We start from the raw sequence: 25,696 nt of genomic DNA, 5'->3' as shown, positions 1-25,696 counted from the left end.
ATATAAAACAAAAAGGCGCACCATTTAGGTGCGCTTTTTTTATGCAAAATGCAGGATTGGTGCGATATCAATGAAATACAAAGAAGGCGTTTAAAAAAGTCTAACTATTAAACAAAGTTTATTCTTAACAGAGGTGGTTACTCGCTAACTCAACGATTATTATCGGCAGCTAGTCTCATTACTTTTGTTTTTTACTCAAATATCGCTATAACTGCAGTACATAAAATAAAAAGGGTCACTTATGAAATTTAGTCGAAGTCTATTTTTACCCATTGCCGCTATTGCGCTCACCCTAAGTAGCGCCTCGTTTGCCGATAATCAACGTCGCATTGATATTGACAGTAAAGTGGTTACCCAGCACAAAGCAAAAATAAATAATGAACGATTTTCTTACACAGTAGCAACTGGCACACAACCGGTATGGGATGACAAGGGAGACGCCATCGCAACCCTTCAATACACTTACTACACGCGCGATAAGGTCGATGATAGAACAAAGCGCCCATTACTTATTTCATTTAATGGTGGCCCAGGCTCAGCGTCAGTTTGGATGCATTTAGCATACACCGGCCCACGCGTTTTAAAAATTGACGACGAAGGCTACCCTATTCAACCTTACGGTGTTAAAGATAACCCTTATTCGGTTTTAGACGTAGCCGACATCGTTTACGTAAACCCTGTAAACACGGGTTATTCGCGTGTCGTTGAAGATAAAGATGGTAACCTTCTACCAAAGGATAAACAAAAAGAGTTATTTTTTGGTGTGAATGCCGATATAAAATATCTAGCAGAGTGGCTTAATACTTTTGTATCTCGCAATGAACGCTGGCGCTCTCCTAAATTTTTAATTGGTGAAAGCTATGGTACCACTCGTGTATCAGGCTTAGCGCATGAGCTACAAAATAGTCAATGGATGTACATTAACGGTGTTGTACTCGTTTCACCTACCGATATTGGTATTAAGCGCGACGGTCCTGTAAAAGCCGCTAACCGCTTACCTTACTTTGCAGCTACAGCGTGGTACCACAAGGCATTAAACGCTGATTTACAAGCTAAAGACTTAGACGAGCTATTACCTGAAGTGGAACAGTTTACCGTTAATGAGCTCATTCCCGCGCTTGCAAAAGGCGGATTTATTGCCCCAGATGAAAAACGTCGTATTATTAAAAAAATGGCCAAATATGCAGGTCTATCTGAAACATTTGTTAGCCAAAATAACTTAGACATCCCGACACAATTTTTTTGGAAAGAGCTATTACGTGAACGCGGACAAATGGTTGGTCGTCTGGATTCTCGTTATTTAGGAATTGATAAACGCGATGCCGGTGAATCACCAGATTACTGGGCAGAGCTTACATCGTGGCTGCACTCTTTTACCCCTGCAATTAACTACTACCTGCGTGAAGAGCTTAATTACAAAACCGACATCAAATATAACTTATTTGGTAACGTTCACCCATGGGATAGAAGCGGAAACAATACTGGTGAAAACTTGCGTTTAGCTATGGCTCAAAATCCGTATTTAAATGTGATGGTTCAAGCTGGCTATTTTGATGGTGCAACAAACTACTTTGATGCCAAATACACAATGTGGCAACTAGATCCAAGTGGTAAAATGCAAAATAGATTAAGCTTTAAAGGCTACCGCAGTGGCCACATGATGTACCTACGTCATGCAGATTTAGAAAGCTCTAACAACGATTTACGCGAGTTTATAAAACAGTCTATACCTAAAGACGGTCAATCCGCTAAATACTAATGATTATGCGCTTATAACAATTAAAAAAGTGACCACTTAGGTCACTTTTTTGCTTATAACCGCGGCAATTCGCCATGTGTGCAATCCCCAGTACGGATGACGGTTGGCTTTGCTGTGTACTGCTTAGTAGCAAGTATTTCAGCTAAATTTATTAGCGTGTTAAAGGTGCTTTTTAGAGCGACTCGGTTATTTAGCCAATTGGGTATACTTCCGCCTGGTAACGCATAAACCTGATAGTCAATATGCAAGTTATTCGCTTGCTGAGTCAGTAACCACGTCGCATCTAATGTGCTTATTCTTACTACCCCTTTAGTTTGAGGTAAAAAATCAGGACGGGCATGAATACTAAGTTGAGTTTGCAACGCGCTGCGTTTTGTATAGCACGAATACGTGACTAAATCTCTATTTGCAACGGGCCAAGGGGAGTCAATAAAGCTGTAAACAAGGTTTTCTGAGGGGCTTAAATATTTCAGTAATTTTACTTTAGCAATATTTTCTATCCAGCGGGGAGCAGCATCGGTATCACTGAGTAAGGCGATTAAATCTTCTGCTGTGGTATTCTTAACCACCGTTTCAGCTTTCATTTTCAAGGTATCATCGCTCAAACGCTGAAAATAAACACTCACCCCCTGTTTACTCTCGTAAAGCTGCCAAGAGGGCTGTGAATACACATTTGTAACAAAACACAAAAGCGATAGAATAATGCACTTTTGCAACAAGTTAAGCGTGCAAAAGTGCTTAGCCATCAAAGCCAATACGGTTCTGTATCAAATGAAGCGTGTCGACTTTGCTCCATGGCACTGACTAAAAAGTCAGACTTTTGTTCCAACCATAGTTGTATTTTTGCTAGTTGAGCATCTTCTTGCCCGCCACACAGCTGTTTTAAATAATCAAGCGTGCTTAGCTCATACATGCCATGAGAAATATCGAGCCAAGGAAGCCTAAATTCTAATCGTTCATCTTTATTAAACAGTGCACCTAAACAGTTACCACTGAGTAAGCTATTTTCTAACTGAGTACGAAAATTTAAATAATCATTGCCCGCTAAACTTTGCTCTTTAGGCAATAAGCGGTGTAAATTTTTCCAATCTTTATCAAATAAACGATGAGCAATATCAATAACGGGCTGCTCAGCGTTTTGTAGCTCTGCTTGGCTCCAGTCTTTACGCCACTGCTTATTTATCAGCCACGTTGTTAAGCTCAGCAATAAACGGTTGTAACGCGCACTATGAAAAAGCGCAAAAATATCATCAATACTCGGTTGTAACTCTTTTAAATCGTTAATAACTTGAGCTAAGGCGGGCGCACTGTTTATTTTTTTATAAAAAGCATGGCGCTTAGAAGTGTAAGTTTTTAACTGAATGGCATTTTCAACCCATGCTAATTCACTCAATAACCACTTTAGCTCCGTTCTGAGGTGCTCGGTGCTGTCTTTACTGACAATATCATCAAATAACCAAAAGTTATGACGAATTAAACTAATACCGTCGGTCACACGTTTTAATGTTTTTAAACTTGGCTTATCAAAATAGCATTGCTCATGTTTTTGCACAAAGCGAATACCAAAGCCCATGGCTTCAATAAGTGCTTGCTCTTGAGTGGCTTGCTTAGTAAGTTTAACAAAACCGATAGATTTACTCGGTTGTAACGGTGTGTTATCCGCTAGGCGGTAGCCTCTTGCTGCTTTTGAATAAAGCCCCAAGCGCACACTGTTTTGGCTTATTAATTTATCTGCTAAAGCAAATAGCTCATCCCGGCTACCTTCGACGAGCTCTATTTCAAGCTCGCTAATAATCTCCACTTTACCCGAGGCGGCCACTTCACCTTTATCTAATACCACTTCAATTTTGGCACCATTTTGCGTTTCAATTAACCACGTACGGCGGATAAAATTAGTACTAAAGATAGGGTAGAGGTTTTGTGATATAACATCAATTTGCATGCCGTGTGGCCAAATTGATGAATCAAACGCCATTAAATTAGGTCGATGTGTTTCTATGGGAAGGTTATATTCTGGACGTTGATGTAATCCCCCCACCACATCTCCTGCAAGCTTAATTGTTTGCTCACAGCGCTCGTCTGTACAACGCGTTCTAAAACCAATATCGAGTGCTCTCAGCTCTCTGCTTGGCGTATCAAAATAAGCATTTTGCAAACTTTTAGAAGGCTTGTTTGTGACTGTTTTTGCAAATTGAGTAATTAACGAGGGGATCAGTGGAATGACGTCATCTGATACCAAAAACTTCAGTTCTATCTCAGTATCCATTAGGCTTGCGGATTACCCTTAAAATTAATAAGTGCTCAAAATAAACAAAGCAGACCTATATTGCAAATTTTTTAATCATAAACACGCAAGCAAAATACTTTGGTTACAATATCTATCTTGCTATTAAACTATTAAATCCATACTATCTATATACTTATGCGAAATAAAAATCACGTTCACAACGGACACTGCTAGATTAACAAGGTAGATAAATGCTAAAACACTGTTTACTATGGCTGCTTTTAACAGCCGCCCCGTTTATGAGCCAAGCAGAGGAAGCTCAATCAACGCCGCCTACTAATGCTAAAACAGCTTATATAATCGATAACTTGTATACTTTTATGCGTTCAGGCGCCAGTAAAGACTATCGCTTACTCGGTTCTATTGATGCAGGCACGCAACTGACTTTATTATCTGATGAACAAAACGGTTTTATAAAAGTTAAAGATGATAAAGACCGTGAAGGCTGGGTAGAGGCTAAATTCATCAGCGAATCAGCTGGTTTAAAGCAGCAGTATCAAGCGCTTAACAGCGAAATTAGCGCTATGCAAAATAAATTACGCCAAGCGCAAGTAGAATTACCTGAACTACAAGAACAAAACTCACAGCTAACCGAACAAAATGCTCAGCTGTTAGCACAAATAAGTCAATTACAAGACTCGCTTGCTCAAGAACAACAATTAAAGCAAGCAACCAGTGCTAAAGAAAAGCGTCAGCTACTCACTTATGGTGGTGCTATTGCATTTTTAGGTTTGTTCTTAGGAATTATTTTAACTATTGTGTTATCGCGCAGAAAACGCTATGAAGGTTGGGCGTAAGCGCCACCTATATTGCAGGCATAAAAAAAGCATCAAAAAGATGCTTTTTTTATGCCTGCAATTTTTTATACCTGCAATAATGTACTCAAAAATTACATATCTAAACGCAGTCCAGGATCCTGTTTGATTTTTTCTATTACCATGTAAGTGTGGTGTGTACCCACCCCTGGAATATCAACCAAATCACCTAATACTTCTCTGTATTCATCCATATTAGAGACGCGAATTTTTAATAAATAGTCGTAACCACCCGCCACCATATCACATTCAACAACCTGCTTAATTTTAAGAATATGCTCACGAAATACTTTAAATACCGCTGTATTTGAGGTAACTAACGATACCTGCACGTGTGCCACTAAGCTTTGGTTAAGTTTTTCTTCGCTTAGCTTAGCGAAGTAACCCTCAATATAGCCTTCTTGCTCCAGACGTTTAACTCTATCTAAACAAGGACTAGGACTTAAATTCACTTGTTTTGCGAGGTTAACATTTGAAATTCTACCATTGCGCTGCAAAACGTCTAAAATTGATATATCGATACGATCAAGCAGGCGTAATCTATTCGGATTAGTCATATCAGTATTTTATATGGATAAGTTAATAATATGCCCTGTAAATTATCGTAAAACGGCAAAATTAACCAGCATATTCTGCTGGATTTTAATTAGAATGCACGCTTTACACCAACAACATTTAGCGGTAATTAACAATTACCCTAAGTCTTAACACTCCTGAGGGTTGCTTATGTTATTCAATGGCGATTTAACAACGACTTGTCCGATCAGACAAAAGATCCGTGACTTCTACCGTATAGATGAAAATGCGGTTATTGATCACATTTTACCACTTGCAGAAGTCGGTGTTAAAGCACGAAGCCGTGCATGGGAAAGAGCTCGCCAAATAGTTTTAAACATTCGTAAAGACCAAGACGGTCAAAGCGGTGTTGATGCGCTATTAAATGAATTTTCACTATCGAGTGAAGAGGGTGTGGTATTAATGTGTTTAGCCGAAGCGCTGCTTCGTGTTCCTGATAAAGCAACTCAAGAAACATTAATACGTGATAAATTAGCAAACGGCGATTGGAGCTCTCACTTAGGTAGTAGTGACTCTTTATTCGTTAATGCCTCGTCTTGGGGATTATTAGTAACCGGTAAAATGGTTAACTATAACGATAAGACTAAAGAGCAACAGTTTGGCATACTCAAAAAAACCATTGGTCGTTTAGGCGAGCCAGTTATACGTAAGTCTGTTAACTTTGCTATGAAGATAATGGGCAAACAGTTCGTAATGGGTCGTACCATTAACGAAGCGATTGAGCGTGCTGCTGAAAAAGAGCAAAAAGGCTATGTATATTCTTACGATATGCTAGGCGAAGGTGCTCGCACAATGAAAGACGCCAAGCGTTACTTTGATAGCTACATGAATGCGATTCATGCTATCGGTAAAGCCGCAAATGGCCGTGGTCCAATAAAAAGCCCAGGTATTTCTGTAAAGTTATCGGCTATTCACCCTCGATATGAGTTCACTCATAGAGAGCGTGTAATGGAAGAAATCGTTCCAAAACTAAAAGAACTAGCCCTTGCCGCTAAAAAATACGATATCGGCTTTACTGTTGATGCTGAAGAAGCTGACCGTTTAGATATTTCTCTTGATGTTATTGAGGCAGTATTTAGCGATGACGATTTAGGCGATTGGCAAGGTTTTGGTTTAGCGGTTCAGGCTTATCAAAAACGCGCTATTTTTGTTATTGAATGGCTAACCGACCTAGCAACCCGTGTGGGTCGCAAAATGATGGTGCGTTTAGTAAAAGGCGCATACTGGGATACAGAAATCAAAACCACACAACAAGATGGTTTAGATTATTTCCCGGTGTTTACCCGTAAAGCAACCACGGATGTATCATATAAAGCGTGTGCGATTAAAATGCTTGAAGCACGTGATGTACTTTACCCGCAATTTGCAACACACAACGCCTACACCGCAGCGACTATTTTAGAAGTGGCCAAAGGTGATAACCAAGGTTTTGAATTCCAACGTCTTCACGGTATGGGTGAATCTTTATTTGACCAAATCGTTGATGAAGAAAAAATTCAGTGCCGCGTATACGCACCGGTCGGCCAACACGAAGACCTGCTTGCTTACCTTGTGCGTCGTTTACTAGAAAACGGCGCTAACTCGTCATTTGTAAATGCCATTGTAGATACCACACAACCGGTTGAAGCATTATTGCCAGATCCTGTTGAAACACTGCAAGGTTTACGTAATAAATACAACACACAGATAAAAATGCCAATTGATTTATACGGTGAAGAACGTGCCAATTCAAAAGGTATGGACTTAACTGATATTAACGTGATCACCCCGTTTAAAGAAAATTTAGACACTTGGTTTGAAGAGCACTTAATTGATGAAAGTCAAGTACCAGAGGGCGCGCTGGCAGTTAAAAACCCTGCAAACCATAAAGAAATTATTGGCCATATAAAATTACAAAATAGCGATGAAATGAAAGTGTTGCTAGCCAACGCTGAAACCGCATTTGAATCATGGTCACAAACACCGGTAAAAGAGCGCGCCAATTTATTACGTCGCGTTGCTGATATTTTAGAGCGCCATCACGATGAGCTTGTTGCTATCTGTATTAAAGAAGCAGGTAAAGTAGCACAAGATGGTATTGATGAAGTACGTGAAGCCGTTGATTTTTGTCGTTACTACGCAGCCCGTGCAGAAGAGCTTGCGCAAGATGAGCGCTTTGAAGCCCGTGGTGTTATTTTATGTATTAGCCCATGGAACTTCCCGCTCGCTATTTTCTTGGGTCAAGTTGCAGCGGCCATTGTTACCGGTAACACGGTTATTGCAAAACCAGCAGAGCAAACCAGCTTAATCGCACTTCGTGCCATTGAATTAATGCTATCAGTTGGTTTACCTGAGCACGTTGTACAACCTGTCATTGCTCGCGGTAGCGAAGTAGGTAAAACCATTGTTCCTGATGAGCGTATTCAAGCTGTTATGTTTACAGGTTCAACTGAAACGGGCACGCTTATCTCGCAAACATTAGCAGCACGTAACGATATTCAGGTGCCTTTAATTGCAGAGACTGGCGGCCAAAACTGTATGATTGTTGACTCAACAGCGCTTCCTGAGCAAGTTGTTGATGATGTTATCAGTTCTGGTTTCCAAAGTGCAGGTCAACGTTGTTCAGCATTACGCGTACTCTTTATTCAAGAAGACGTAGCTGATGGCATTATCGATATGCTTAAAGGCGCACTTGCTGAGTTGCATATTGGCGACCCATCATTACTCTCTACAGACGTAGGCCCAGTAATAGATGAAAAAGCGCTTAAAACACTCAACGACCATGTTGAATACCTCAAGGGTAATGCAACACTTCACTATGAGTGTAAAATTCCTGATAACAGCGAAAATGGCGCATTTTTCTTTGCACCACGTTTATACGAAATTAAAGACTTATCGGTATTGAAACGTGAAGTATTTGGCCCGTGTGTGCATGTTATCCGCTTTAAATCGAGTGAGCTTGATAGTGTTGTCGACCAAATCAACAACACGGGTTACGGCTTAACAATGGGTATTCATTCTCGCATTGAAGAACGTTGTGAACATTTAGCGAAAATGTCGCGTGCAGGTAACGTATACATCAACCGTAATATGATTGGTGCCATTGTCGGCGTGCAACCGTTTGGTGGCCGTGGTCTCTCTGGTACTGGCCCTAAAGCCGGTGGACCAAACTACCTACAACGCCTAATAAAAGAAAAAGCATCACCAGATAACGTACAAATGACTAACCTAACGCCAGATGAGCTTGATTTACACCACTACAGTGGCGCAAATGAGCAAGTAGAAAAGCTGATGGTTAACTCTATGCGCGATGAAAAAATCTGGCGTGCAACGCCACTGAATGATCGTGTTTCTGCGGTACGTCAGTTATTAGCGAAAGTAGCGACGGTTGAAATTATTGACGACCTCGCGGACGATTTAGCGTTAACACTTGCCGATGCACGTGCTCAGTTAAACCGCTTAGAAAAGCACATGCGTAAATATACAACATTGCCAGGGCCAACAGGTGAGTCGAATACACTTCACCTTGAAGCTCGGGGTTGTGTGGTTTGTTACGCAGATAAAAGCACCTCATTTAACTTTTGGGCACTGTCTATTATTACCGCACTAGCGGCTGGTAATACGGTAATTACTGTTGCATCTGAAATATTTTACGACGAAGCGGTTGCCTTTAGAGATAAGTTTATTGCAACCGGCGTTGCTGAAGGTGTTTTCCAAGTAGCTAAACCAAACCAGTTACAAGCTATATTGGCACACCCTCACCTAGCGGGTGCGGTAGTTGCTGCACGTTCTTCTCGCTTAGGCTACTTCAGCCAACAGCTTGCACAACGTAAAGGCGCAATACTGCCAGTGATCAGCTCAGAGTATTACGACACGCTAATTAAGCGCTTAATTACTGAAAAAACAATCAGTATCGATACAACGGCATCAGGCGGTAACACCTCGTTGATGACGCTTGTTGAAGATGATGAATAGAAAATAGTCATCATTTAATTAAAAAGGCATCAATTTGATGCCTTTTTTTATTTCTAAATGTGAATTTATTTGTTACTTTCTCTAATCATATTTGTTAATTAGAGTTCACTTTGAAAACCATTCCGACTACACAGCTAAAGCCTGGTATGTTTGTACAAAAGGTTGTTAAGCAAACTGGCAATATTAGAATAAAAAACCAAGGCTGGGTTAAAACTCAAAGTGGAATTGATAAATTAATAAAATCTGGCATTTTAGAGGTAGAAATCGATCCTGATAAAATGCTCACCTCTGAAGAATCTGAAACACAACCAACGCCTGCGACTAAGCACGAAATCAAAAAGCGCGATCCATGGTTAATAACCCACAGCGCTGAGCAAGAAATGAGTAAAGCTAAAAAGCTTTATGATGAAGCAAAAAACTTACAAACCAAAGCATTTGGCGATATAGAATCTGGCCGCACTGTTAATGTTGCTCCTTTTAGGGAGCTGGCTAGCGGGTTTATTGACTCCGTATTTAGAAATCAAGATGCGCTGGCGTGCATTACGCAAATGCGCCAAAAAGATGCCTATTTATTAGAGCACTCGATAAATGTGTCTATTTTAATGAGTATTTTTGCAAAACATCTCAATATTGAAAAACCAATCATTGAAGAACTTGCAACAGGTGCCCTATTGCATGATATGGGAAAAATAAAAATACCTGACGCGATTCTCAACAAACCAGGTCGCTACACTGACGAAGAATTTAAAGTGATGCAAAACCATGCGCGCTTTAGCAAAGAAATACTAGAAGACGCAGGATTAACGGGGATTGCTGTTGATATCGCAGGTATGCATCATGAGCGCTTAGATGGTAAAGGCTACCCCTTTGGTAAGAAAGGCGATGAAATAAGCCAATACGTTCGTATGGCCTCTATTGTTGATGTATATGATGCATTAACCGCTGAACGCGTTTATAAAGCGGGTATGGAGCCAATTAAGGCGTTTAAAATATTAAAACAAGGTTGCCCAGATAGCTTTGATGGCGTGCTACTTAATAAATTTATTCAATGTATTGGTATTCACCCTGTGGGCACGCTGGTAAAACTTTCCAGCCAAAAAGTGGGGCTGGTGACCCAAAGTAACCCTGCAACACCATTAAAACCAGTCGTAAAAACGTTTTTTAATGCCAAACATGGGCGTTACACTGAAGTTCAAGATATTGACTTATCAAGCAAAAGAACACAAGACACGCTTGAATCAGCAGTGAAACCCAAAGAATATAATATAGATTTAGAGGGCTTTTATAAGCACTCTATCTTTAGTTAATTGGCCACTATTGTGGCCAATCTTGCAGGGCTTTTAAGCTAAATTCATAGCCATCAAAATCAAGTACGCTCTGATCCGGTGCTATTTCTAGCACCCTCAATGCACCAATAGACTCCCCTTCATATAGCTCTCTGCCATTGAGTTTTATCCAGCGCTTATCTGCTGTCGACGAATAAATATGTGCCTGATATTTAATGCTTGGCAACATACTTTGTAGGCCATCCGGCAGTAGCTCAACGGGTTGTACCCGTGATGAATGACGAGAGCCTTGAGTTACTTCGTAGTCGGCTGTTGTTTCTGTGTCATTAACGGCTTGCGCAAACGCATTTTTAAGCGTGTCGGGAACCGTATCTAGTTCAGCGGTTGATTCTGGCTGAGCAGGCACATTTTGATTAAGTGGTTTACCTAACACTTTGTATTTACTTAACTCATCGGCACTGAGTGTTCTTTTCGTTGGCTGAGTTGGTACACTTTGCGGTTGGCTGCTCGGTGATTGAAAACTAGATGAAACGTTATTCTGCGCCGAGAAATTGTGCGTTTGCCCTTGAGACGCTTGATTAACGCTCATAGGTAAATATTGCCCTTGTGGCGTAAGCAACATTTGCTGTACACCCGTTGGGGTTTGTACATAAACCAATTGCCCTGCCAGTGGCACAGAATTGTTAGGCGCAGTTGTAACAAGGGGCGCTTTAGGGGTTGTTACTGCTTGAGCAACCGTTTTTTGTACTTCCTTTGGGCTTGTTGGTTTTTCTACTACTGCTGAGTCTTTTTGACTAAGGTCATTTTGAACAACCTCATTTTTTACGGCTACATTTTCTTGTTGCAGCCACTTACCGACAAAAAAGCCACTGGTCAATATACCCGTCGCCAATAAACTTCCGGCGAGTAAAAAACTAATTCGACGATAGGCCATCAACTGATGTTGTTGTTTTAATTGTTGCGCTTGCAAGTCATATTGCTCTGCGCTCATGGTATCGTGCTTTGACTGCTTTAACGCATCTAATAAATAAGACATGAATCACCTAACTAAAGAATAAATGACAGGCCAATTCCTGCACCAAAAAGCATTAACGCAGCAGCACTATAAGGCCAAATCGAACCTGTTTTACTCACCTTATTATTTGTGGCAATAAAGTCGATAGGTAAAGATTCACTCGCCGCTTGCTTAACAATATCACTGCCAACAATTTCTTGTTGTTTAGAAAATGCCCCTACTAATGCGCGTTCACACACCAGGTTCATTAATCGTGGCACGCCGCCAGTTAGCTGATGCACCATTTGCATTGCTTCCATTGAAAATATTTTCTTGTCACAACCTGCAATATGTAGCCGATGTTGAATATAAGCAATGGTTTGCCCTGGTGTTAGCGCTAACAAGTGATACCTGGCTGTAATACGCTGTGCCAGCTGTCTTAACTCATTACGTTTTAAAAGTAGCTGTAACTCAGGCTGCCCAACTAATACTATTTGTAATAACTTTTTATGATCCGTTTCGATATTGGTTAATAAGCGAAGTTGTTCAAGCACATCGGGGGCAAGCAACTGTGCTTCATCAATAATTAAAATAGTATGCCCCCCCGCTTTATTATTAAACTCAAGGTGCTTTTTAATCACATCCGTTAGACTTTTCAGCGTGGCATTTTTGGCGTCGTAAGTTATTTGTAATTCATCGCAAATACTGGCTAACAGTTCAAGTTCTGATAAAGCAGGATTATGGATCATGGCTACTTGGGTATTTTCAGGCAGTCGCTCTAACATACTACGTGTTATGGTGGTTTTACCCGTCCCCACTTCACCAGTTAACAGCACAAAGCCACCGTCTTCACCTAGTCCATAGGTAAGGTGTGCTAATGCTTCTTTATGGCGTTCACTTAAAAATAAGTAGTGGGGATTAGGCGAAATTGAGAATGGCTTTTCTTGTAAACCAAAATAGCTTAAATACACCTTTATAGTCCTTGGTCGTTAATTCACGGCCTATAATGGCAAAAAAATAGCCTGGGTGACAACTACAACCAGGCTTTATTATTAAAATAGTGTAAATAAAAAGGCTAACCGTAAATAAAAGAGCATTTTTAGATTCGCTAATATATTAATTAACTACTTTTCATAGCGTACTAGGCGTAAATATACGTTACTTGTTTTAGCATGTAAGCTATTTAAACCACTGGAAAATTGATAAACCCATGCCGAATTTATATTGCTAATACCCGAGGTATTAGACCAATAATTTTGCGACTGCGTTGCTAAAAAAATACCCGCATTAATACTTGGATCGGTACAACGGTGATCTACTATACTGGCTAACTCTTTAATACTCGGCACTTGCCAGTCGTTATAATTTGCCGTGGTGTCATTAAGTGCGCCTTTAAGTGAGGCCTGCCAGTTTAATGGTTGAGTATCGCCATCGCAGCTAGTTGTTTCGCTATTATAAACTTGACCATAGTTACAGCGCTGCCACATTAGCCCTGTTTTAGTATCTGACACAGTGCCATCAATATTAATCACAAATCGGTCGGTATCATCGCTAGTCGCGACTTCCTGATAACACTGCTGCGCTGCAAGTGACTGACTTAATCCTAAGGCTAATAACATAGAGACTTTAATTAATTTCATAATAATCACCTTAACGATTTCTAACTAAGCGCACATAAGCGGCATTATCTTTTGGATAGGCTAAGTCGTTGCCATCCATCATATCGATAATGTAAGCCTGAGATAAACTGGCACCATCAACCGCGGTCTGTGAGGTCCAATAGCGTAAATGCCCTTCGGTGTTAGTCGATGGTGTATTAGGAAAAAATGCAGTATCTATCAATACGTTTTGCCCTTGTTTACCGTAATCAATTAAACCTAAAAGTTCAGTATAAGTGGGTAAACGCCAGTTACTACCACCACAAAAATCAAGCGCATTAACTTCATCAATATAGGTTTGTAATCCGCAATCAGTATTGCTCGGGCACGTGGTATTAGCGCTACCATTTACATCGCCGCTATTGACAGTCCCTTGCCAAATGTAACGGTTTTGCCCATCACGTAAAGTGGTATTTGGTAACACACCGGAATAAGGGCTTTTCACTTCCCAAACAAGGCCGGTAGTATTATCACGAATACAGCTAAAGTTTTGCGCATCATCGAGAAGCTCATCGGCAAACTCATTAAGTTTGGTGTAATCAAAAGCCAGATTCCCTTTACCCACTTTACCTAAACGATTGGCAAAACTATCGCGCCCAAGATCAGCATCTTGAGCTGGAAATTCATCATTATTACAATTAATTCGCTGAGTATTGTTATAACACTCTCCTACCCCTGTATCATTTATTAACCCAAGCGCTTTGGGTGTTACATCAATAAATACGGTATCTGTGTCGGTGCGCCCTTTTAAGTCCATAACTTGTACTTCAAAGCTAAGCGTTGCATTTAAATCAATATCAGAGGCAAAAAAGCTGGCAGTACATGACTTCGGTTCAATCAGGGTTTCTGCATTACCGGTAAGTTGTTGCCACATACACTGATAAGATTGAGTTGCCGCTTCGCTTGCAGTGGCATCTAAAATAACCTTATCAAACTCTTCTACTGTTTGATCAGCGCCTGCATTGGAAATAATTACCTGAGCTGTTTTATTAAGGGTCATATCAAATTGTGATGCAGATACTCCGCCTTCATCATCCGTTACGGTGAGCTGCCATTTTAAGTTGGTGTTATTTTCTAATAATGGATGAGAAAAACTAAGCGTTGGATTGGTATAGCTATCAATTGTTAAATCCGGCCCTGACAACAACTGCCACAAATAACTGCTAATTTCGCCATTTTCATCGGGGTCTGTGGAAGTTAAACCACTAAGGGTTACAGTATCCTTATAAACTGAGGGCAAGTTTGCAGGAGCAACTTGAGTAACAACAGCAAGAGGAAGCTGATTATTAGAGGCAATGAAAACACTCAAGTCGTCATTCACTAAACTGCCATCTGAGGTTTGATAGCTAACTCTTAATACCAGTTCACTGTCAGACTTTACATCTGGTGCAGTAATGGTTTGTTCAGCACCTTCAAGCGGAAACACATCTATAATAGGGCCACTTACACGCTGCCAAGTAAATGTACCATCTGCAGGAGAGCCTTTTGCAGAAATAGTAAACTCTGATTTTTCTACAACTTGAAGATCGTTACCTGCAAATACTGATGTTTTTATATCACTGTTATCAGCACCGCCTCCCCCTCCGCATGCAGCCAAAAGCAAGCATGACATAAGTGGTATTAACGAAATTGCTCTCATACTCAGCACCTTTTTGTCTTAAAATTATCTAATAAAACTATTAAGCAAAAAAAATGCCATTATAAATTATAAATAGCTATCTTGATGAATACGAACAAATAATTTAGTGCCAACTTTACTGTAATCTACTTTATATTCGCGGCCATCTAAGGATTGAATAAACAACAATTGTTTTTCTTCGCTAAATACATCAGCACTAGTAATATAAACAACGTCGAGGTAACGCTCTTTTGCATCTCGGCGGTTTTTTGGCAGTTCTTCTTTAAATGGCTCAAGACCATTACCTGTTACTTTAATTTTAGGGTGAGTCTCACCATTAACAATCACTAAATCTAGTTTTCTGTCTTTATGTATTATGGTGTTTCGACCACTTTTAATAAAAGATCTGTCTTGGCTCATAGTTATTCCTAATCCCGCAGTGAGTGCTTATATTATTATTCACACTGCGACTTTATAAACTGAGAGGGATCGCGCTTCCATTTATTTAAATTTGCGCTAAATTCCCAAATATCACTTTCTATTACACTCGCTGGTAACAGTAAGTCATACCCTGTTAAAAACTGAAGATGTTTAGCCCTATTAGCAAACATCGCTATGAGCCCATTATAGTCAATTCCTTTTTTTGACCTATATTTATTATCTTCAACTAACCATTCTGATGGGCAATGCCCATTTTTGCAATTTTTTTGAACAACTTGCATAAAGAAATGTCGCTGCTCTATCAACAATTTACCCGCAATTCTTGGAGCTAAAGCAGACAAGAATGAATCTATATCATTTAACTTAATACCAATCGCATTAAGCTCAAGGTAATCAATGCCATTATCAACCTTAGGTATACCACAATGGTGCAAATTCTCTGGGTGTATATGCCATTGTCCATACTTATGCTGATATATTAATTGCTGCTCAGTTAAAATAATACTATAAAAAGGTTCTTGTGTTTTAAAAAAGCCAATTAAAATTGCAGCAATACATAAACTTACTAAAAAAATTTCGATAATACTTATTTCGCCTGGGCGTAATAAATTAAACAGCATGATAATAATCAAGCCAATGCTGCCGACCACTAATATTTCAATTCCATTTTTAGCGCCTTGCGCTCGGTATTTTAGTATTTGTTTATTTATATTAGCCATACTGAAAAAACGCCATATAAAATATAAACATAATAATAGCCCACAATGCTAACTTTCTCAGCGTTAAACAGCGTTTGCATGATGTTTTAAAGCTCATCAATTAACTCCCATTATTACTGTTAAATATGCGCAATGACTAAGTATCAGTTATTTTTACGCTTAACGCACAAATTAATGAGATACATAACCGCCTTTTTTTGTCCTGATTTCGTACAATACTTATAATCTATTTTCAGGTATGAAAACAATGCACTCTAAACAATCAGGTAAAGCCTTATTTCCATTTATTATTTCGTTACTAATAATTTTTAGCGTTTATTTGTATTTTCCCGCATCACAGGGCGAGCAAGCCAATTACTCGGCAATGACAACGCAAGTCTCTGCCCACACGGTAAGATCGCAAGAAAACGCAATTATGATTGAAGCCATTGGCAGTGCTCGTGCTAATCAGGCTATCTACATTAAAAGCGCCCAAAACGATTATGTCACTAGCATTTACTTTGAAGATGGCGACTTGGTCAGCAAAGGACAAAAATTAGTACAACTGCAAAACCAACAAGAACAATTTGCAGTAAAAGAACTTAGCATTAATTTACAAGAAGAAAAACGTCAATTAGCCAGACTGACCGAGCTTTCTCGCTCGCAAGCGACGGCCAAGTCATTGCTTGAAGAACAACTCGCTCGCGTTGATGCCAGCGAAGCACAACTTGAAAGTGCTAAAACCAAACTCAATGAAATGGCCATCACCGCGCCTTTTTCTGGGTTACTGGGGAAACGCGAAATATCGGTGGGTGCGTATATTAATAATAGTACTGTGATCACAACCCTCGATGACATTAGTATTATAAAAGTTGATTTTAAAGTGCCTGAAAAGTATTTAGCTCAATTGAAAAACGGAATGATTGTTCGCACTCAAAACGATGCTTACCCTGATCAAACCTTCAGCGGTAAAGTAACCCATATAAGCTCACGTATCGACTCAATCACTCGCAGTGTAGAAGTAACAGCCAGTTTTGCTAATAAATCAGGTTTACTTCGCCCAGGTATGTTGCTTAAAACTGCACTAGAGCTAAGCAGTAACCAAGCGCTGATGGTGCCTGAAAAGGCCATTATTCCTCTGCAAGATAAGCATTACGTTTTTCAAATTGAAGATGGCATAGCAAACCGTAAAGAAGTACATGTTGCAAGTAGAAATAATGGCTGGGTTGCGATAGACAAAGGGTTAAGTAATGGCGAGCAAATTGTTACCGAGGGAATAATTAAAATTCGCTCAGGTAGTAAAGTAAGCGTTAAGGGGTAACACGTGAAAATTACCGATACTAGCGTCAAACGCCCCGTTTTTGCGATTGTTATTAACTTACTGTTACTCACATTTGGCTTAGTTGCTTTTAGCATGTTGCCTTTGCGAGAGTATCCAGATATTGAAACACCGATTGTAAATATTAGTACTGAATATACCGGTGCATCTGCCGAAATTATTGAAACAAAAATAACGCAAGTTATTGAAAATCGTATTTCGGGCATTGAAGGTATTAAAAGTATTAACTCATCGAGTCGTAATGGCCGCTCAAACATTACCATTGAGTTTAATATTAGCCGTGACATAGACGATGCCTCCAACGATGTGCGTGAACGTGTAGCGCGTGCACTTGATAGCCTACCCGAACAAGTGCGTCCTCCTGAAGTATCAAAATCAAATAGTGACGAAAGCCCTATCGCGTGGTTTGTACTTAACAGCGAAACCATGGATTCATTGCAACTTTCTGATTATGCACAGCGTTTTATTGTAGATCGATTAGCCGTTGTTGATGGCGTATCGAATGTGCGCATTGGGGGGGAGCGAAAGTATGCCATGAAAGTATGGCTTAACCGCCAAGCGATGGCCGCCCGTGGTATTACCTCCAGTGATATTGAGCAAACACTGCGTAGTGAAAATGTAGAACTTCCGGCCGGTGAAATTGAATCAGTTGATCGTGATTTTACCGTTCGCACTGCCCGCAGCTATAAAAACCAACGTGATTTTCAAAACCTAGTTATTAAACGAGGTGAAGATGGTTATTTAGTGCGTCTAGGCGAAGTGGCTGACGTAAAACTAGAAGCCGCCGATGATGAAAGTTTATTCCGAGGTAATGGCCGTAATATGATTGGTATGGGTATTGTTAAACAAGCCAAAGCCAATACCCTAACTGTGGTTGATAACGCCCGCAGTGAACTGGAAAAAATAAAACGTAATTTACCTGAAGGCACCACCATAGAAGACAGTTATGATTCTTCGGTATTTATTAAAGAGTCAATTAATGAGGTTTATAAAACTTTAGCAATTTCTATGGGGTTAGTCGTGCTTATTATCTTTATATTTTTAGGTAACATTCGCGCCACTCTTATTCCCGCGGTCACCGTACCGGTCGCCCTAGTCAGTAGTTTCATGTTTTTATTAGTAATGGGTTATTCAATTAACTTATTAACTCTACTAGCACTGGTGTTAGCAATAGGCTTAGTGGTCGATGATGCCATTGTAATGCTAGAGAATATTCACCGCCGTATTGAACTTGGTGAACCGCCTTTATTGGCAGCTTATCGCGGCGCACGTGAGGTGGGCTTTGCAATTATAGCCACCACCTTAGTGCTTATATCCGTGTTTGTACCATTAGTGTTTATGGAAGGACGAATTGGCGCACTATTTACAGAGTTTGCTATGGCAGTAAGTGCTGCCGTGTTTTTCTCTAGTATCACTGCGTTGACACTCTCTCCGGCGCTGTGTTCAAAAGTGTTAAAGGCCTCTGAAAAAGAAAGTAAGTTTAGCCAAGTTATGGACCGTTTTTTTACTAAATTAGAAAATGGATACCGTAACGCTTTAGCGTCAAACATGACCCGTAAATGGGGCTTAATGCTGAGCTTAGTTTTGGCTGGGTTTGTTAGTTATTCATTATTTTTACAAATACCCTCAGAGCTCACGCCAAAAGAAGATCGTGGCACCTTCTTTGTGCTTATGAATGGCCCTGAAGGGGCAAGTTATGAAAATAACGCAGCTAATATGGCAAAAATTGAAGAGCGCTTGATGCCTTATTCTGAATCTGGCGAACTAAGTCGAGTGCTTGTTCGAGTCCCAGGTTGGGGTGGCAGTGGCGGCGTGGCTATTGTTGGTATGGCTGATTGGGATAAGCGCAAACGCTCAACATGGGAAGTCATGGATGAAATAAGCGGCAAAATGCAAGAGGTCACCGACGTTCGTGCATTTGCTATTATGCGCCGTGGTATTGGCGGAGGTGGTTCATCTCGCCCTATTGAATTTGTTTTGCAAGGTAATGATTATGCTCAACTTGCCGATTGGCGAGATAGAATTATTAAACGCGCTGAGAAAAACCCTGGATTAGTGCGTATTGATCATGATTATAAAGAAACCTTCCCTCAGTTTTTAGTCAGTATTGATAAAAATAAAGCCGCTGATTTAGGCGTATCAGTCTCTGATGTGGGTCGTACACTTGAAACCATGCTTGGCCAACGCCGTGTAACCACCTTTATTGACCGCGGTGAAGAATACGATGTAATTTTAAAGGGCACAAAACAAGACTTTGCCAACCCGACTGATATTTCAAATATTTACCTAAAATCACGTAGCGGAGAACTTGTTCCTCTTGATAGCCTTATTAGCTTAAAAGAAGAAGCCACCGCCTCGCGTTTAAACCGTTATAACCGAATGCGTGCAATTACTTTAAGTGCCAACCTCGCTGAGGGTTACACGCTAGAACAAGCACTAAACTTTTTAAACAAGGTTGCCACAGAGGAAAACGACATTGATGGTGCCATTGACTATAAAGGTGAGTCGCAATTGTTTTATGAAGGTGCCTCAGCCATGACCTATGTGTTTGTGCTGGCATTAACCGTGACCTTTTTAGTACTGGCAGCTCAGTTTGAAAGTTTTATGCATCCATTTGTTATTATGTTAACTGTGCCACTTGGTTTAATGGGTGCCATGTTTGGGCTGTGGAGTATGGGGTTAACGCTTAATATATACAGCCAAATAGGCATTGTAATGCTCATTGGGTTAAGTGCTAAAAACGGTATACTGATTGTTGAATTTACCAACCAGTTACGTGATAAAGGCGTAGAATTTAGTGAGGCTATTTTACAAGCGGCTACACAGCGTTTGCGCCCTATTATTATGACTTCCCTAACAACGGTTATGAGTGCCGTACCTTTGGTGTTGGCTTCCGGTCCAGGCTCGGAAAGTAGAATGGTAATTGGTGTGGTGGTATTTACTGGCGTAACGGTGGCAACCATACTAACTCTGTTTGTGGTGCCAGCCGCTTATTACGCACTAGCGCGAAATACACAATCACCTGAGTTTTTACAACAAAAACTTGATAAGCAAGCCGCTGAAAAACCGCTTAAAGAGATCTAAGTCACTCAGAGCGTCGTAACTAGCTGTTACGGCGCTTTATTCAGTGCACATATCCCTAACAATTGAGGAAGTACTTATGAGTTCGACCACACAAGTAGCAACACTCGGCGGCGGCTGTTTTTGGTGTATTGATGCAGCATTTAGGCGTGTAAAAGGTGTACTCAGTGTTTGCTCTGGTTATACTGGTGGACATACTGATAACCCAACCTACAAAACTATTTGCACTGGCAACAGTGGCCATGCAGAGGTAATTAAGGTTGAATTTGATGCCAGTGTTATCAGCTTTGAAACCTTACTCGCGATGTTTTTTACCCTACACGATGCCACACAACTAAATCGCCAAGGTAACGATATAGGCACTCAATACCGCAGCGTTGTGTATTATCATAATGAGCAACAACAAGTACAAACACAGGCAGTTATTGCAGAGCTGCAAAGTCATGTTAGCGAACCTATAGTGACTGAGGTGAGCCCAGCAACCACTTTTTACCCCGCAGAGCACTACCATCAGGACTATTACAATGAAAATCCTGAGCAGGGCTATTGCAGTATTTTAATTGCACCCAAATTACATAAGTTTGAAACCGAATTTAGCGAGTTTTTAAACGGGTAATATATTAAAAAGCCCGATTTAAATCGGGCTTTTGTATATTAATAAACACTATATTAGCGATTAAAACTGATAATTTGCCCCTACAAAGAAAGTTCTTCCTGCGCTGTTATAACCTAATAGCTTACCACTGGCAGCAAAGCCCGTCGCAGCAGTAAAATATTCTTTATCAGTAATATTCTCTATTCGAGCAGCTAACGACAAATTATCTAGCAACTGGTAATTGGCTGCTATATTAAATACCGTATAAGCAGCGAGCTCCGAGTCATAATACGCAATCGAAGGACGCGATGAGCGATATTGCATATCCAAGCTGGCATCAAAATCACCCCATGTTTTAGCGAGTTGATAATTAAACGATTCAGAAGGTCTACGTGGTAAATCGGTATTCGTTTTTTCATCTGTAGCGTCTAAAAAGCTAAAATTAACCGAGTGTTCAAAGCCTAGCGCTGAAAACTCTGCCGACAGCTCAAATCCCTGCATAGATACTTTATCTATGTTAGTGGCAATATATTTACCTGAGTCTGCATCATAATTATTACTAATCAAATTATTGATACGGTTATCGAAAATAGCAATATCATAACGGCCCCATTGGGTTTCTAAAGTTATACCAAGCTCATTATTTAAGGCTTCTTCAGGTTTAATATTATTGTTTGGTAAATAGTACGGGCTGTTAGTCACAAACGCATTAATTAACGAAGGAGCTCTAAATGCAGTACCGTGATTTAAACGTAGTGTTACATAGTTATTTGCTTTGTAACCAAGTCCTGTACTGTAAGTGTTTGCACGGCCATGGAAGTCATAATCATCGGTTCTAACAACCGCATTTGCTAACCATTTGTTATGGCTATAAAACGCGCCTATAAACAACGCCTTATTATCGCGTTTTTCTTCTGATGACGTTGCTGACGAGTTTGATAAATCCTCAGATAAATAATTAAAGCCACCCGATATATCAAGTTCTTGAGTAAGGGTATAAAGCCCTCGATATTCAAACTCAACACGCTCTGTGCTATACACTTGCTGCACATCGGTACCTGTTTGGGTATTTTCTTCTTGCGAAACGCTCACCGAAGTACTTTGGCTATATACATCAGAGGCTTTGTTCCAGCCTAGCTTAGCGGTGTAATTTTCAAAGTCGTAGGCATCGTTACCCCGTGCATTATCATATTGTGCTTCGCCTTCACTATACTGAGATTGCAGGCTCAATTGGCCTAGTTCAGCAAGCTCATAAGCTAAATTAAAGCCAATGTTTTTATTTTTGTAGCCATCATCATCATGATCTTTTGTGTACTCAGCCGCTGGATCTTTGCCAGTAACATCAAAACCATCCGTCTCTTCGTAGCCTAAATTATAATTAAAGCTAAGCGCCTCTTTTACAAGCCCACCAGCAAGCTGATAATTACTGTAGCTATGGCTGCCTAAAGTAGCCGAAAGCGAGTTATTTGAGGCTTTACGGGTGATAATATTAATTACTCCGGCTACCGCGTCTGAGCCATAAATAGCCGCTCTGGCACCTTTTATAATTTCAACACGCTCGATACTGTTAACTGGAATATTCGTCAGCGATACACTACCTGAACTTGCATCGCTCACTCTTACGCCATCAACCAATACTAAGGTATATTTAGCACTGGCCCCGCGAACAAATATATCTGCTTTTTGACCTAACCCACCATTACGAACAATATCTATCCCAGCAATAGTATTTAATATTGCAGGTAAGTCTCGATAATTCGCTTTTTCAATATCAGCGCGCTCGATAACTGCCACACTTGCTAATACATCATTTATAGGTTGTTCAAACTTATTAGCGGTTACTGTTATTGTTTCGATTGATTGTTCTGCAGCAGATACAGAAAAAGAGAGTGCAGCCGAAATGGCCATACCCAGTGCGGTTTTATTTAGCATCATGTCCCCTATCTTTGCCCACCGCAAAGATGTTAGTAAGTAAGATTAAATCAAGGCCGGTCTCCGGACTCAGTTACCATAATTTAATACAGCATAACTTTACCGTTGCGGGGGCAGTGTTGGGATTGACTTCATCAATGAAAACGCACCAACTTCCCGATTATCCTACTAAAAAAATCAAACCATTGAAGTGTTTAGTAAGCACCTTGAAAATAGACTGCTATTGTTATCTGTTTACTAAAAAAAGTCAACGGACGTCTAAACATCTACAAATCCAAAGGTTCAAGATTCAGGATACGGGGTTCGGAGTTCGGAGTTCGGAGTTCGGAGTTCGGAGTTCGGAGTTCGGAGTTCGGAGTTCGGAGTTCGATAATTATCATAGATCCAAAAATAAAAAGCCAAACAATATAACGTGTTTGGCTAAATACATGTTGCTTTGAGCTAAGCGCCTATAGTGCCGAGCTCGAAGCAATAAATTAATCGCGGAAGTTTTTAAACTGAAATGGTTGACCTAAATCAGCAGTGCGTACAACTTGCATAGCCGCTTGTAAGTCATCACGCTTTTTACCTGTTACGCGAACTTCTTCACCTTGAATGGCCGCTTGTACTTTTACTTTAGAGTCTTTGATGGCTTTTACTACTTTTTTAGCCATGTCTTTTTCGATACCCTGTTTAAGTGCAACGTTACGAAAAACATTTTTGCCCGCACGAGAAATATCTTGTAGCTCTAAGCTTGCAACATCCATCCCACGTTTAGAGATTTTACTCGCTAAAATATCAAATAACTGCATTACCTGAGCATCTGCTTCAGCTTTTAATTTAATTGTTTTATCGTTTAGCTCTATTGATGCATCAACGCCTCTAAAATCAAATCGCGTTTCTAGTTCACGGTTGGCGTTATCAACCGCATTTTTTGCTTCGTTCATTTCTACTTCAGATACAATATCAAATGAAGGCATAGCGTTCTCCTAACTATCTAATCTTAATTTTATGCCGCAATTATAACGTTAAAATGATAAATCTTTACATTTTTCTGCATTTTGTTCAGGTGCGATACTAAATTAGTTTGATATACTGAGGCTTCTTTTTTATACGATTTTAGGAATTTTCGTGACAAGGCGTGTTTACCAAGCAATTTTTTTAATTAGTATTGTTGCGTTTACCTTCTTATTTGCTAAAGAGGTAAAGGGCGCGGCAAACTTATTTCCGCATGTTGATAAAGTAGCGCATTTTGGTATCTTCTTTTTACTTGCCATTATTATGGATAAAGCGTTTAAACTCCCATTATATGCACAAATACTATTACTCGCTGGTTACGGTGCAGCAATAGAAATTATGCAAGATAGCCTTCCTTACAGACAAGCATCACTGGCCGATTTTGTTGCCGATTTTATTGGTGCAGCGAGCTACTTTTTAGCTAAAGCCCTGTTAACACTGCGTAAAAAGAAGCATTATGGCTAACATACTTGTTGTAGGTGATGGCGCTATTGGCTTGTTATTTAGCCATTTTTTAGCCAAGCATCACGCTATATATATACTTACTCGAAAAGGCACAGTTAATACTCGCTTTTACAGCCACAGTAACGCTGCGTCTGAAAAAATTAACGCCACTTTTATCTCACAAGAGCAGTTATCTCAAACTCCTGAATTTGATATTGTTTTATTCACGGTAAAAGCGTTTGCAGTGCAACAAGCCTATGCTCAAGTAAAACCTTATCTAGGCAATAATACCCATATTATACTGAGTCATAATGGCATGGGTAATGTTGAACAATTAAATGAACAGCTAACAAAGCAGCAGTCGTTGTACTTTTTAACCACCAGCATGGCTGGATTTAAGTCAAACCCTAATATTGTGCAACATACCGGAAACGGGCAAAGTGTATTAGGGGGCTGTAATCAACTAGCTACTCAAAATATTCAACAGCTTAGTGCGCAATTACACACTATTCCGCAGTTAATTGTCAGTAACAATATTGAACAACTACGGTTTGAAAAGCTACTGGTTAATATTGCAATAAATCCATTAACCGCTCACCACAATATAAAAAATGGTCAGTTACGTGCACCGCAATACAGTAGTGCAATTATTAATTTATTAGCTGAGGCATGCCACATTGCAACCGCGCTAAAACTCAATATTAAGCTTATAGATGCCCTAGAGCGGGCTTACAAAGTAATGAGTTTAACTGCCGAAAATTACTCTTCGATGCATCAAGATGTAATGCATAATAGACAAACAGAGATCATGGCGATTTGTGGCTATATAAGTGAGCAAGGAAAACTGCACCATATTGCAACACCTTATAATGACGCCTTACTTGCTAAAATTTTGGCAAAAAAAAGCGCGGACTAAATCCGCGCATCTAGGGTCTGTTGACTTTTGCGGATTACAATTTGTTCAAACTAGGGGTGGTTTAATCGCGGCGCGAGGTTTGTAACCTAGTGGGCTAAGTAAAAACCGAGCAACAAAGAGTAAATCGCCCCTAGGCAGAACCCTTCGGGCAGCGCCTGTTTGGCATTGATGCTGCGTTATCGCCTATTTATGGGGAATAAATCGCCTATTTATGGGGAATAACCACACCACATAGGCTCTGCCTTGCCTAAATACCAAACAGACTGCTGCAAATTTAACCTTAAAGGGTCAACAGACCCTAATATAT

General features: G+C 40.1%; 20 protein-coding genes and 1 riboswitch. Of the genes, 9 read left to right on the top strand and 11 right to left on the bottom strand.

Annotated features, from left to right (window positions below; all coding sequences use genetic code 11):
• The first annotated feature begins 241 nt into the window (after nt 1-241).
• The gene (locus A9479_RS06415) at nt 242-1,759 is read left to right on the top strand and encodes a S10 family peptidase (RefSeq protein WP_064662972.1); all 1,518 of its coding nucleotides are present in this window, start codon (nt 242-244) and stop codon (nt 1,757-1,759) included.
• Between the two features lie 53 nt (nt 1,760-1,812).
• Here A9479_RS06415 and A9479_RS06410 read toward each other — a convergent pair whose 3' ends face one another.
• Both A9479_RS06410 and A9479_RS06405 read right to left on the bottom strand, forming a co-directional pair.
• Nucleotides 1,813-2,505, bottom strand: a complete 693-nt coding sequence (locus A9479_RS06410) for an START domain-containing protein (RefSeq protein ID WP_064662971.1) — start codon at nt 2,503-2,505, stop codon at nt 1,813-1,815.
• Nucleotides 2,505-4,025: a CYTH and CHAD domain-containing protein gene (locus A9479_RS06405; protein ID WP_033104048.1), complete on the bottom strand. Its 1,521-nt coding sequence runs from the start codon at nt 4,023-4,025 to the stop codon at nt 2,505-2,507. The genes A9479_RS06410 and A9479_RS06405 overlap by 1 nt, the downstream gene beginning before the upstream one ends.
• 212 nt (nt 4,026-4,237) lie before the next feature.
• Here A9479_RS06405 and A9479_RS06400 point away from each other — a divergent pair, with 212 nt between their 5' ends.
• Complete coding sequence (locus tag A9479_RS06400) at nt 4,238-4,843, top strand: TIGR04211 family SH3 domain-containing protein (protein ID WP_013464329.1); 606 nt, start codon at nt 4,238-4,240, stop codon at nt 4,841-4,843.
• A gap of 92 nt (nt 4,844-4,935) precedes the next feature.
• Here A9479_RS06400 and A9479_RS06395 read toward each other — a convergent pair whose 3' ends face one another.
• Nucleotides 4,936-5,418, bottom strand: coding sequence for a winged helix-turn-helix transcriptional regulator (locus tag A9479_RS06395; protein WP_016899359.1), 483 nt, complete (start codon nt 5,416-5,418; stop codon nt 4,936-4,938).
• A 169-nt stretch (nt 5,419-5,587) separates the two neighbouring features.
• Between A9479_RS06395 and putA the strand changes: the two genes are divergently transcribed.
• A complete protein-coding gene (gene putA, locus A9479_RS06390) occupies nt 5,588-9,391 on the top strand; it encodes a bifunctional proline dehydrogenase/L-glutamate gamma-semialdehyde dehydrogenase PutA (RefSeq protein WP_013464326.1) in 3,804 nt (1,267 codons plus the stop codon).
• A 110-nt stretch (nt 9,392-9,501) separates the two neighbouring features.
• Nucleotides 9,502-10,698, top strand: a complete 1,197-nt coding sequence (locus A9479_RS06385; RefSeq protein ID WP_064662970.1) for an HD-GYP domain-containing protein — start codon at nt 9,502-9,504, stop codon at nt 10,696-10,698.
• A gap of 7 nt (nt 10,699-10,705) precedes the next feature.
• Here A9479_RS06385 and A9479_RS06380 read toward each other — a convergent pair whose 3' ends face one another.
• The 6 genes from A9479_RS06380 to A9479_RS06355 form a co-directional block, all read right to left on the bottom strand.
• Complete coding sequence (locus A9479_RS06380) at nt 10,706-11,713, bottom strand: general secretion pathway protein GspB (protein WP_064662969.1); 1,008 nt, start codon at nt 11,711-11,713, stop codon at nt 10,706-10,708.
• A gap of 11 nt (nt 11,714-11,724) precedes the next feature.
• The gene (locus tag A9479_RS06375) at nt 11,725-12,642 is read right to left on the bottom strand and encodes an ExeA family protein (protein WP_064662968.1); all 918 of its coding nucleotides are present in this window, start codon (nt 12,640-12,642) and stop codon (nt 11,725-11,727) included.
• Nucleotides 12,643-12,795: 153 nt separating this feature from the next.
• On the bottom strand, nt 12,796-13,311 hold the full coding sequence (locus A9479_RS06370) for a DUF1566 domain-containing protein (RefSeq protein WP_013464322.1): 516 nt from the start codon (nt 13,309-13,311) through the stop codon (nt 12,796-12,798).
• 10 nt (nt 13,312-13,321) lie between these two features.
• Nucleotides 13,322-14,968: a DUF1566 domain-containing protein gene (locus tag A9479_RS06365; protein ID WP_064662967.1), complete on the bottom strand. Its 1,647-nt coding sequence runs from the start codon at nt 14,966-14,968 to the stop codon at nt 13,322-13,324.
• 66 nt (nt 14,969-15,034) lie between these two features.
• Entirely contained in the window at nt 15,035-15,367 is a 333-nt protein-coding gene (locus tag A9479_RS06360; RefSeq protein WP_013464320.1) for a hypothetical protein, read from the bottom strand.
• Between the two features lie 35 nt (nt 15,368-15,402).
• Nucleotides 15,403-16,107 carry a DUF2982 domain-containing protein gene (locus tag A9479_RS06355; protein WP_064662966.1) on the bottom strand — a complete coding sequence of 235 codons (705 nt, stop codon included), beginning with the start codon at nt 16,105-16,107 and terminating at the stop codon, nt 15,403-15,405.
• 247 nt (nt 16,108-16,354) lie between these two features.
• On the opposite strand from A9479_RS06355, the gene A9479_RS06350 reads away from it, so the two are divergent.
• The 3 genes from A9479_RS06350 to msrA all read left to right on the top strand — a co-directional run bounded on the left by A9479_RS06350 (nt 16,355) and on the right by msrA (nt 21,122).
• Nucleotides 16,355-17,407, top strand: coding sequence for an efflux RND transporter periplasmic adaptor subunit (locus tag A9479_RS06350; RefSeq protein WP_008465994.1), 1,053 nt, complete (start codon nt 16,355-16,357; stop codon nt 17,405-17,407).
• Nucleotides 17,408-17,410: 3 nt separating this feature from the next.
• A complete protein-coding gene (locus A9479_RS06345) occupies nt 17,411-20,509 on the top strand; it encodes an efflux RND transporter permease subunit (RefSeq protein WP_064662965.1) in 3,099 nt (1,032 codons plus the stop codon).
• Nucleotides 20,510-20,585: 76 nt separating this feature from the next.
• The gene (gene msrA, locus A9479_RS06340) at nt 20,586-21,122 is read left to right on the top strand and encodes a peptide-methionine (S)-S-oxide reductase MsrA (protein ID WP_028835499.1); all 537 of its coding nucleotides are present in this window, start codon (nt 20,586-20,588) and stop codon (nt 21,120-21,122) included.
• A gap of 60 nt (nt 21,123-21,182) precedes the next feature.
• On the opposite strand, the gene A9479_RS06335 is transcribed toward msrA, so the two are convergent.
• Both A9479_RS06335 and A9479_RS06330 read right to left on the bottom strand, forming a co-directional pair.
• Nucleotides 21,183-23,033, bottom strand: coding sequence for a TonB-dependent receptor (locus A9479_RS06335; protein ID WP_064662964.1), 1,851 nt, complete (start codon nt 23,031-23,033; stop codon nt 21,183-21,185).
• Between the two features lie 36 nt (nt 23,034-23,069).
• Nucleotides 23,070-23,235: riboswitch (cobalamin riboswitch) on the bottom strand.
• 274 nt (nt 23,236-23,509) lie between these two features.
• Nucleotides 23,510-23,992 carry a YajQ family cyclic di-GMP-binding protein gene (locus A9479_RS06330; RefSeq protein WP_013464315.1) on the bottom strand — a complete coding sequence of 161 codons (483 nt, stop codon included), beginning with the start codon at nt 23,990-23,992 and terminating at the stop codon, nt 23,510-23,512.
• A gap of 151 nt (nt 23,993-24,143) precedes the next feature.
• Here A9479_RS06330 and A9479_RS06325 point away from each other — a divergent pair, with 151 nt between their 5' ends.
• Both A9479_RS06325 and A9479_RS06320 read left to right on the top strand, forming a co-directional pair.
• Complete coding sequence (locus A9479_RS06325; protein WP_008466003.1) at nt 24,144-24,494, top strand: VanZ family protein; 351 nt, start codon at nt 24,144-24,146, stop codon at nt 24,492-24,494.
• Nucleotides 24,487-25,389 (top strand): ketopantoate reductase family protein, encoded by a 903-nt coding sequence (locus tag A9479_RS06320; RefSeq protein ID WP_064662963.1) that lies wholly within the window; start codon nt 24,487-24,489, stop codon nt 25,387-25,389. Before A9479_RS06325 ends, A9479_RS06320 begins: the two co-directional genes overlap by 8 nt.
• Nucleotides 25,390-25,696 lie beyond the last annotated feature (307 nt).

The sequence above is a fragment of the Pseudoalteromonas sp. MQS005 genome (genome assembly GCF_001661605.1).
Lineage (GTDB): Bacteria > Pseudomonadota > Gammaproteobacteria > Enterobacterales > Alteromonadaceae > Pseudoalteromonas > Pseudoalteromonas tetraodonis.
The sequence above is the reverse complement of the archived record's forward strand: the minus strand, read 5'-3'. Positions and strand labels throughout refer to the sequence as shown.

What these genes read in the sequence shown, in the direction of transcription:
- A9479_RS06415 (WP_064662972.1), top strand. Translation starts at nt 242, where the DNA reads ATGAAATTTAGTCGAAGTCTATTTTTACCCATTGCCGCTATTGCGCTC.
- A9479_RS06410 (WP_064662971.1), bottom strand. Translation starts at nt 2,505, where the DNA reads ATGGCTAAGCACTTTTGCACGCTTAACTTGTTGCAAAAGTGCATTATT.
- A9479_RS06405 (WP_033104048.1), bottom strand. Translation starts at nt 4,025, where the DNA reads ATGGATACTGAGATAGAACTGAAGTTTTTGGTATCAGATGACGTCATT.
- A9479_RS06400 (WP_013464329.1), top strand. Translation starts at nt 4,238, where the DNA reads ATGCTAAAACACTGTTTACTATGGCTGCTTTTAACAGCCGCCCCGTTT.
- A9479_RS06395 (WP_016899359.1), bottom strand. Translation starts at nt 5,418, where the DNA reads ATGACTAATCCGAATAGATTACGCCTGCTTGATCGTATCGATATATCA.
- putA (WP_013464326.1), top strand. Translation starts at nt 5,588, where the DNA reads ATGTTATTCAATGGCGATTTAACAACGACTTGTCCGATCAGACAAAAG.
- A9479_RS06380 (WP_064662969.1), bottom strand. Translation starts at nt 11,713, where the DNA reads ATGTCTTATTTATTAGATGCGTTAAAGCAGTCAAAGCACGATACCATG.
- A9479_RS06370 (WP_013464322.1), bottom strand. Translation starts at nt 13,311, where the DNA reads ATGAAATTAATTAAAGTCTCTATGTTATTAGCCTTAGGATTAAGTCAG.
- A9479_RS06365 (WP_064662967.1), bottom strand. Translation starts at nt 14,968, where the DNA reads ATGAGAGCAATTTCGTTAATACCACTTATGTCATGCTTGCTTTTGGCT.
- A9479_RS06360 (WP_013464320.1), bottom strand. Translation starts at nt 15,367, where the DNA reads ATGAGCCAAGACAGATCTTTTATTAAAAGTGGTCGAAACACCATAATA.
- A9479_RS06355 (WP_064662966.1), bottom strand. Translation starts at nt 16,107, where the DNA reads ATGGCTAATATAAATAAACAAATACTAAAATACCGAGCGCAAGGCGCT.
- A9479_RS06350 (WP_008465994.1), top strand. Translation starts at nt 16,355, where the DNA reads ATGCACTCTAAACAATCAGGTAAAGCCTTATTTCCATTTATTATTTCG.
- msrA (WP_028835499.1), top strand. Translation starts at nt 20,586, where the DNA reads ATGAGTTCGACCACACAAGTAGCAACACTCGGCGGCGGCTGTTTTTGG.
- A9479_RS06335 (WP_064662964.1), bottom strand. Translation starts at nt 23,033, where the DNA reads ATGCTAAATAAAACCGCACTGGGTATGGCCATTTCGGCTGCACTCTCT.
- A9479_RS06330 (WP_013464315.1), bottom strand. Translation starts at nt 23,992, where the DNA reads ATGCCTTCATTTGATATTGTATCTGAAGTAGAAATGAACGAAGCAAAA.
- A9479_RS06320 (WP_064662963.1), top strand. Translation starts at nt 24,487, where the DNA reads ATGGCTAACATACTTGTTGTAGGTGATGGCGCTATTGGCTTGTTATTT.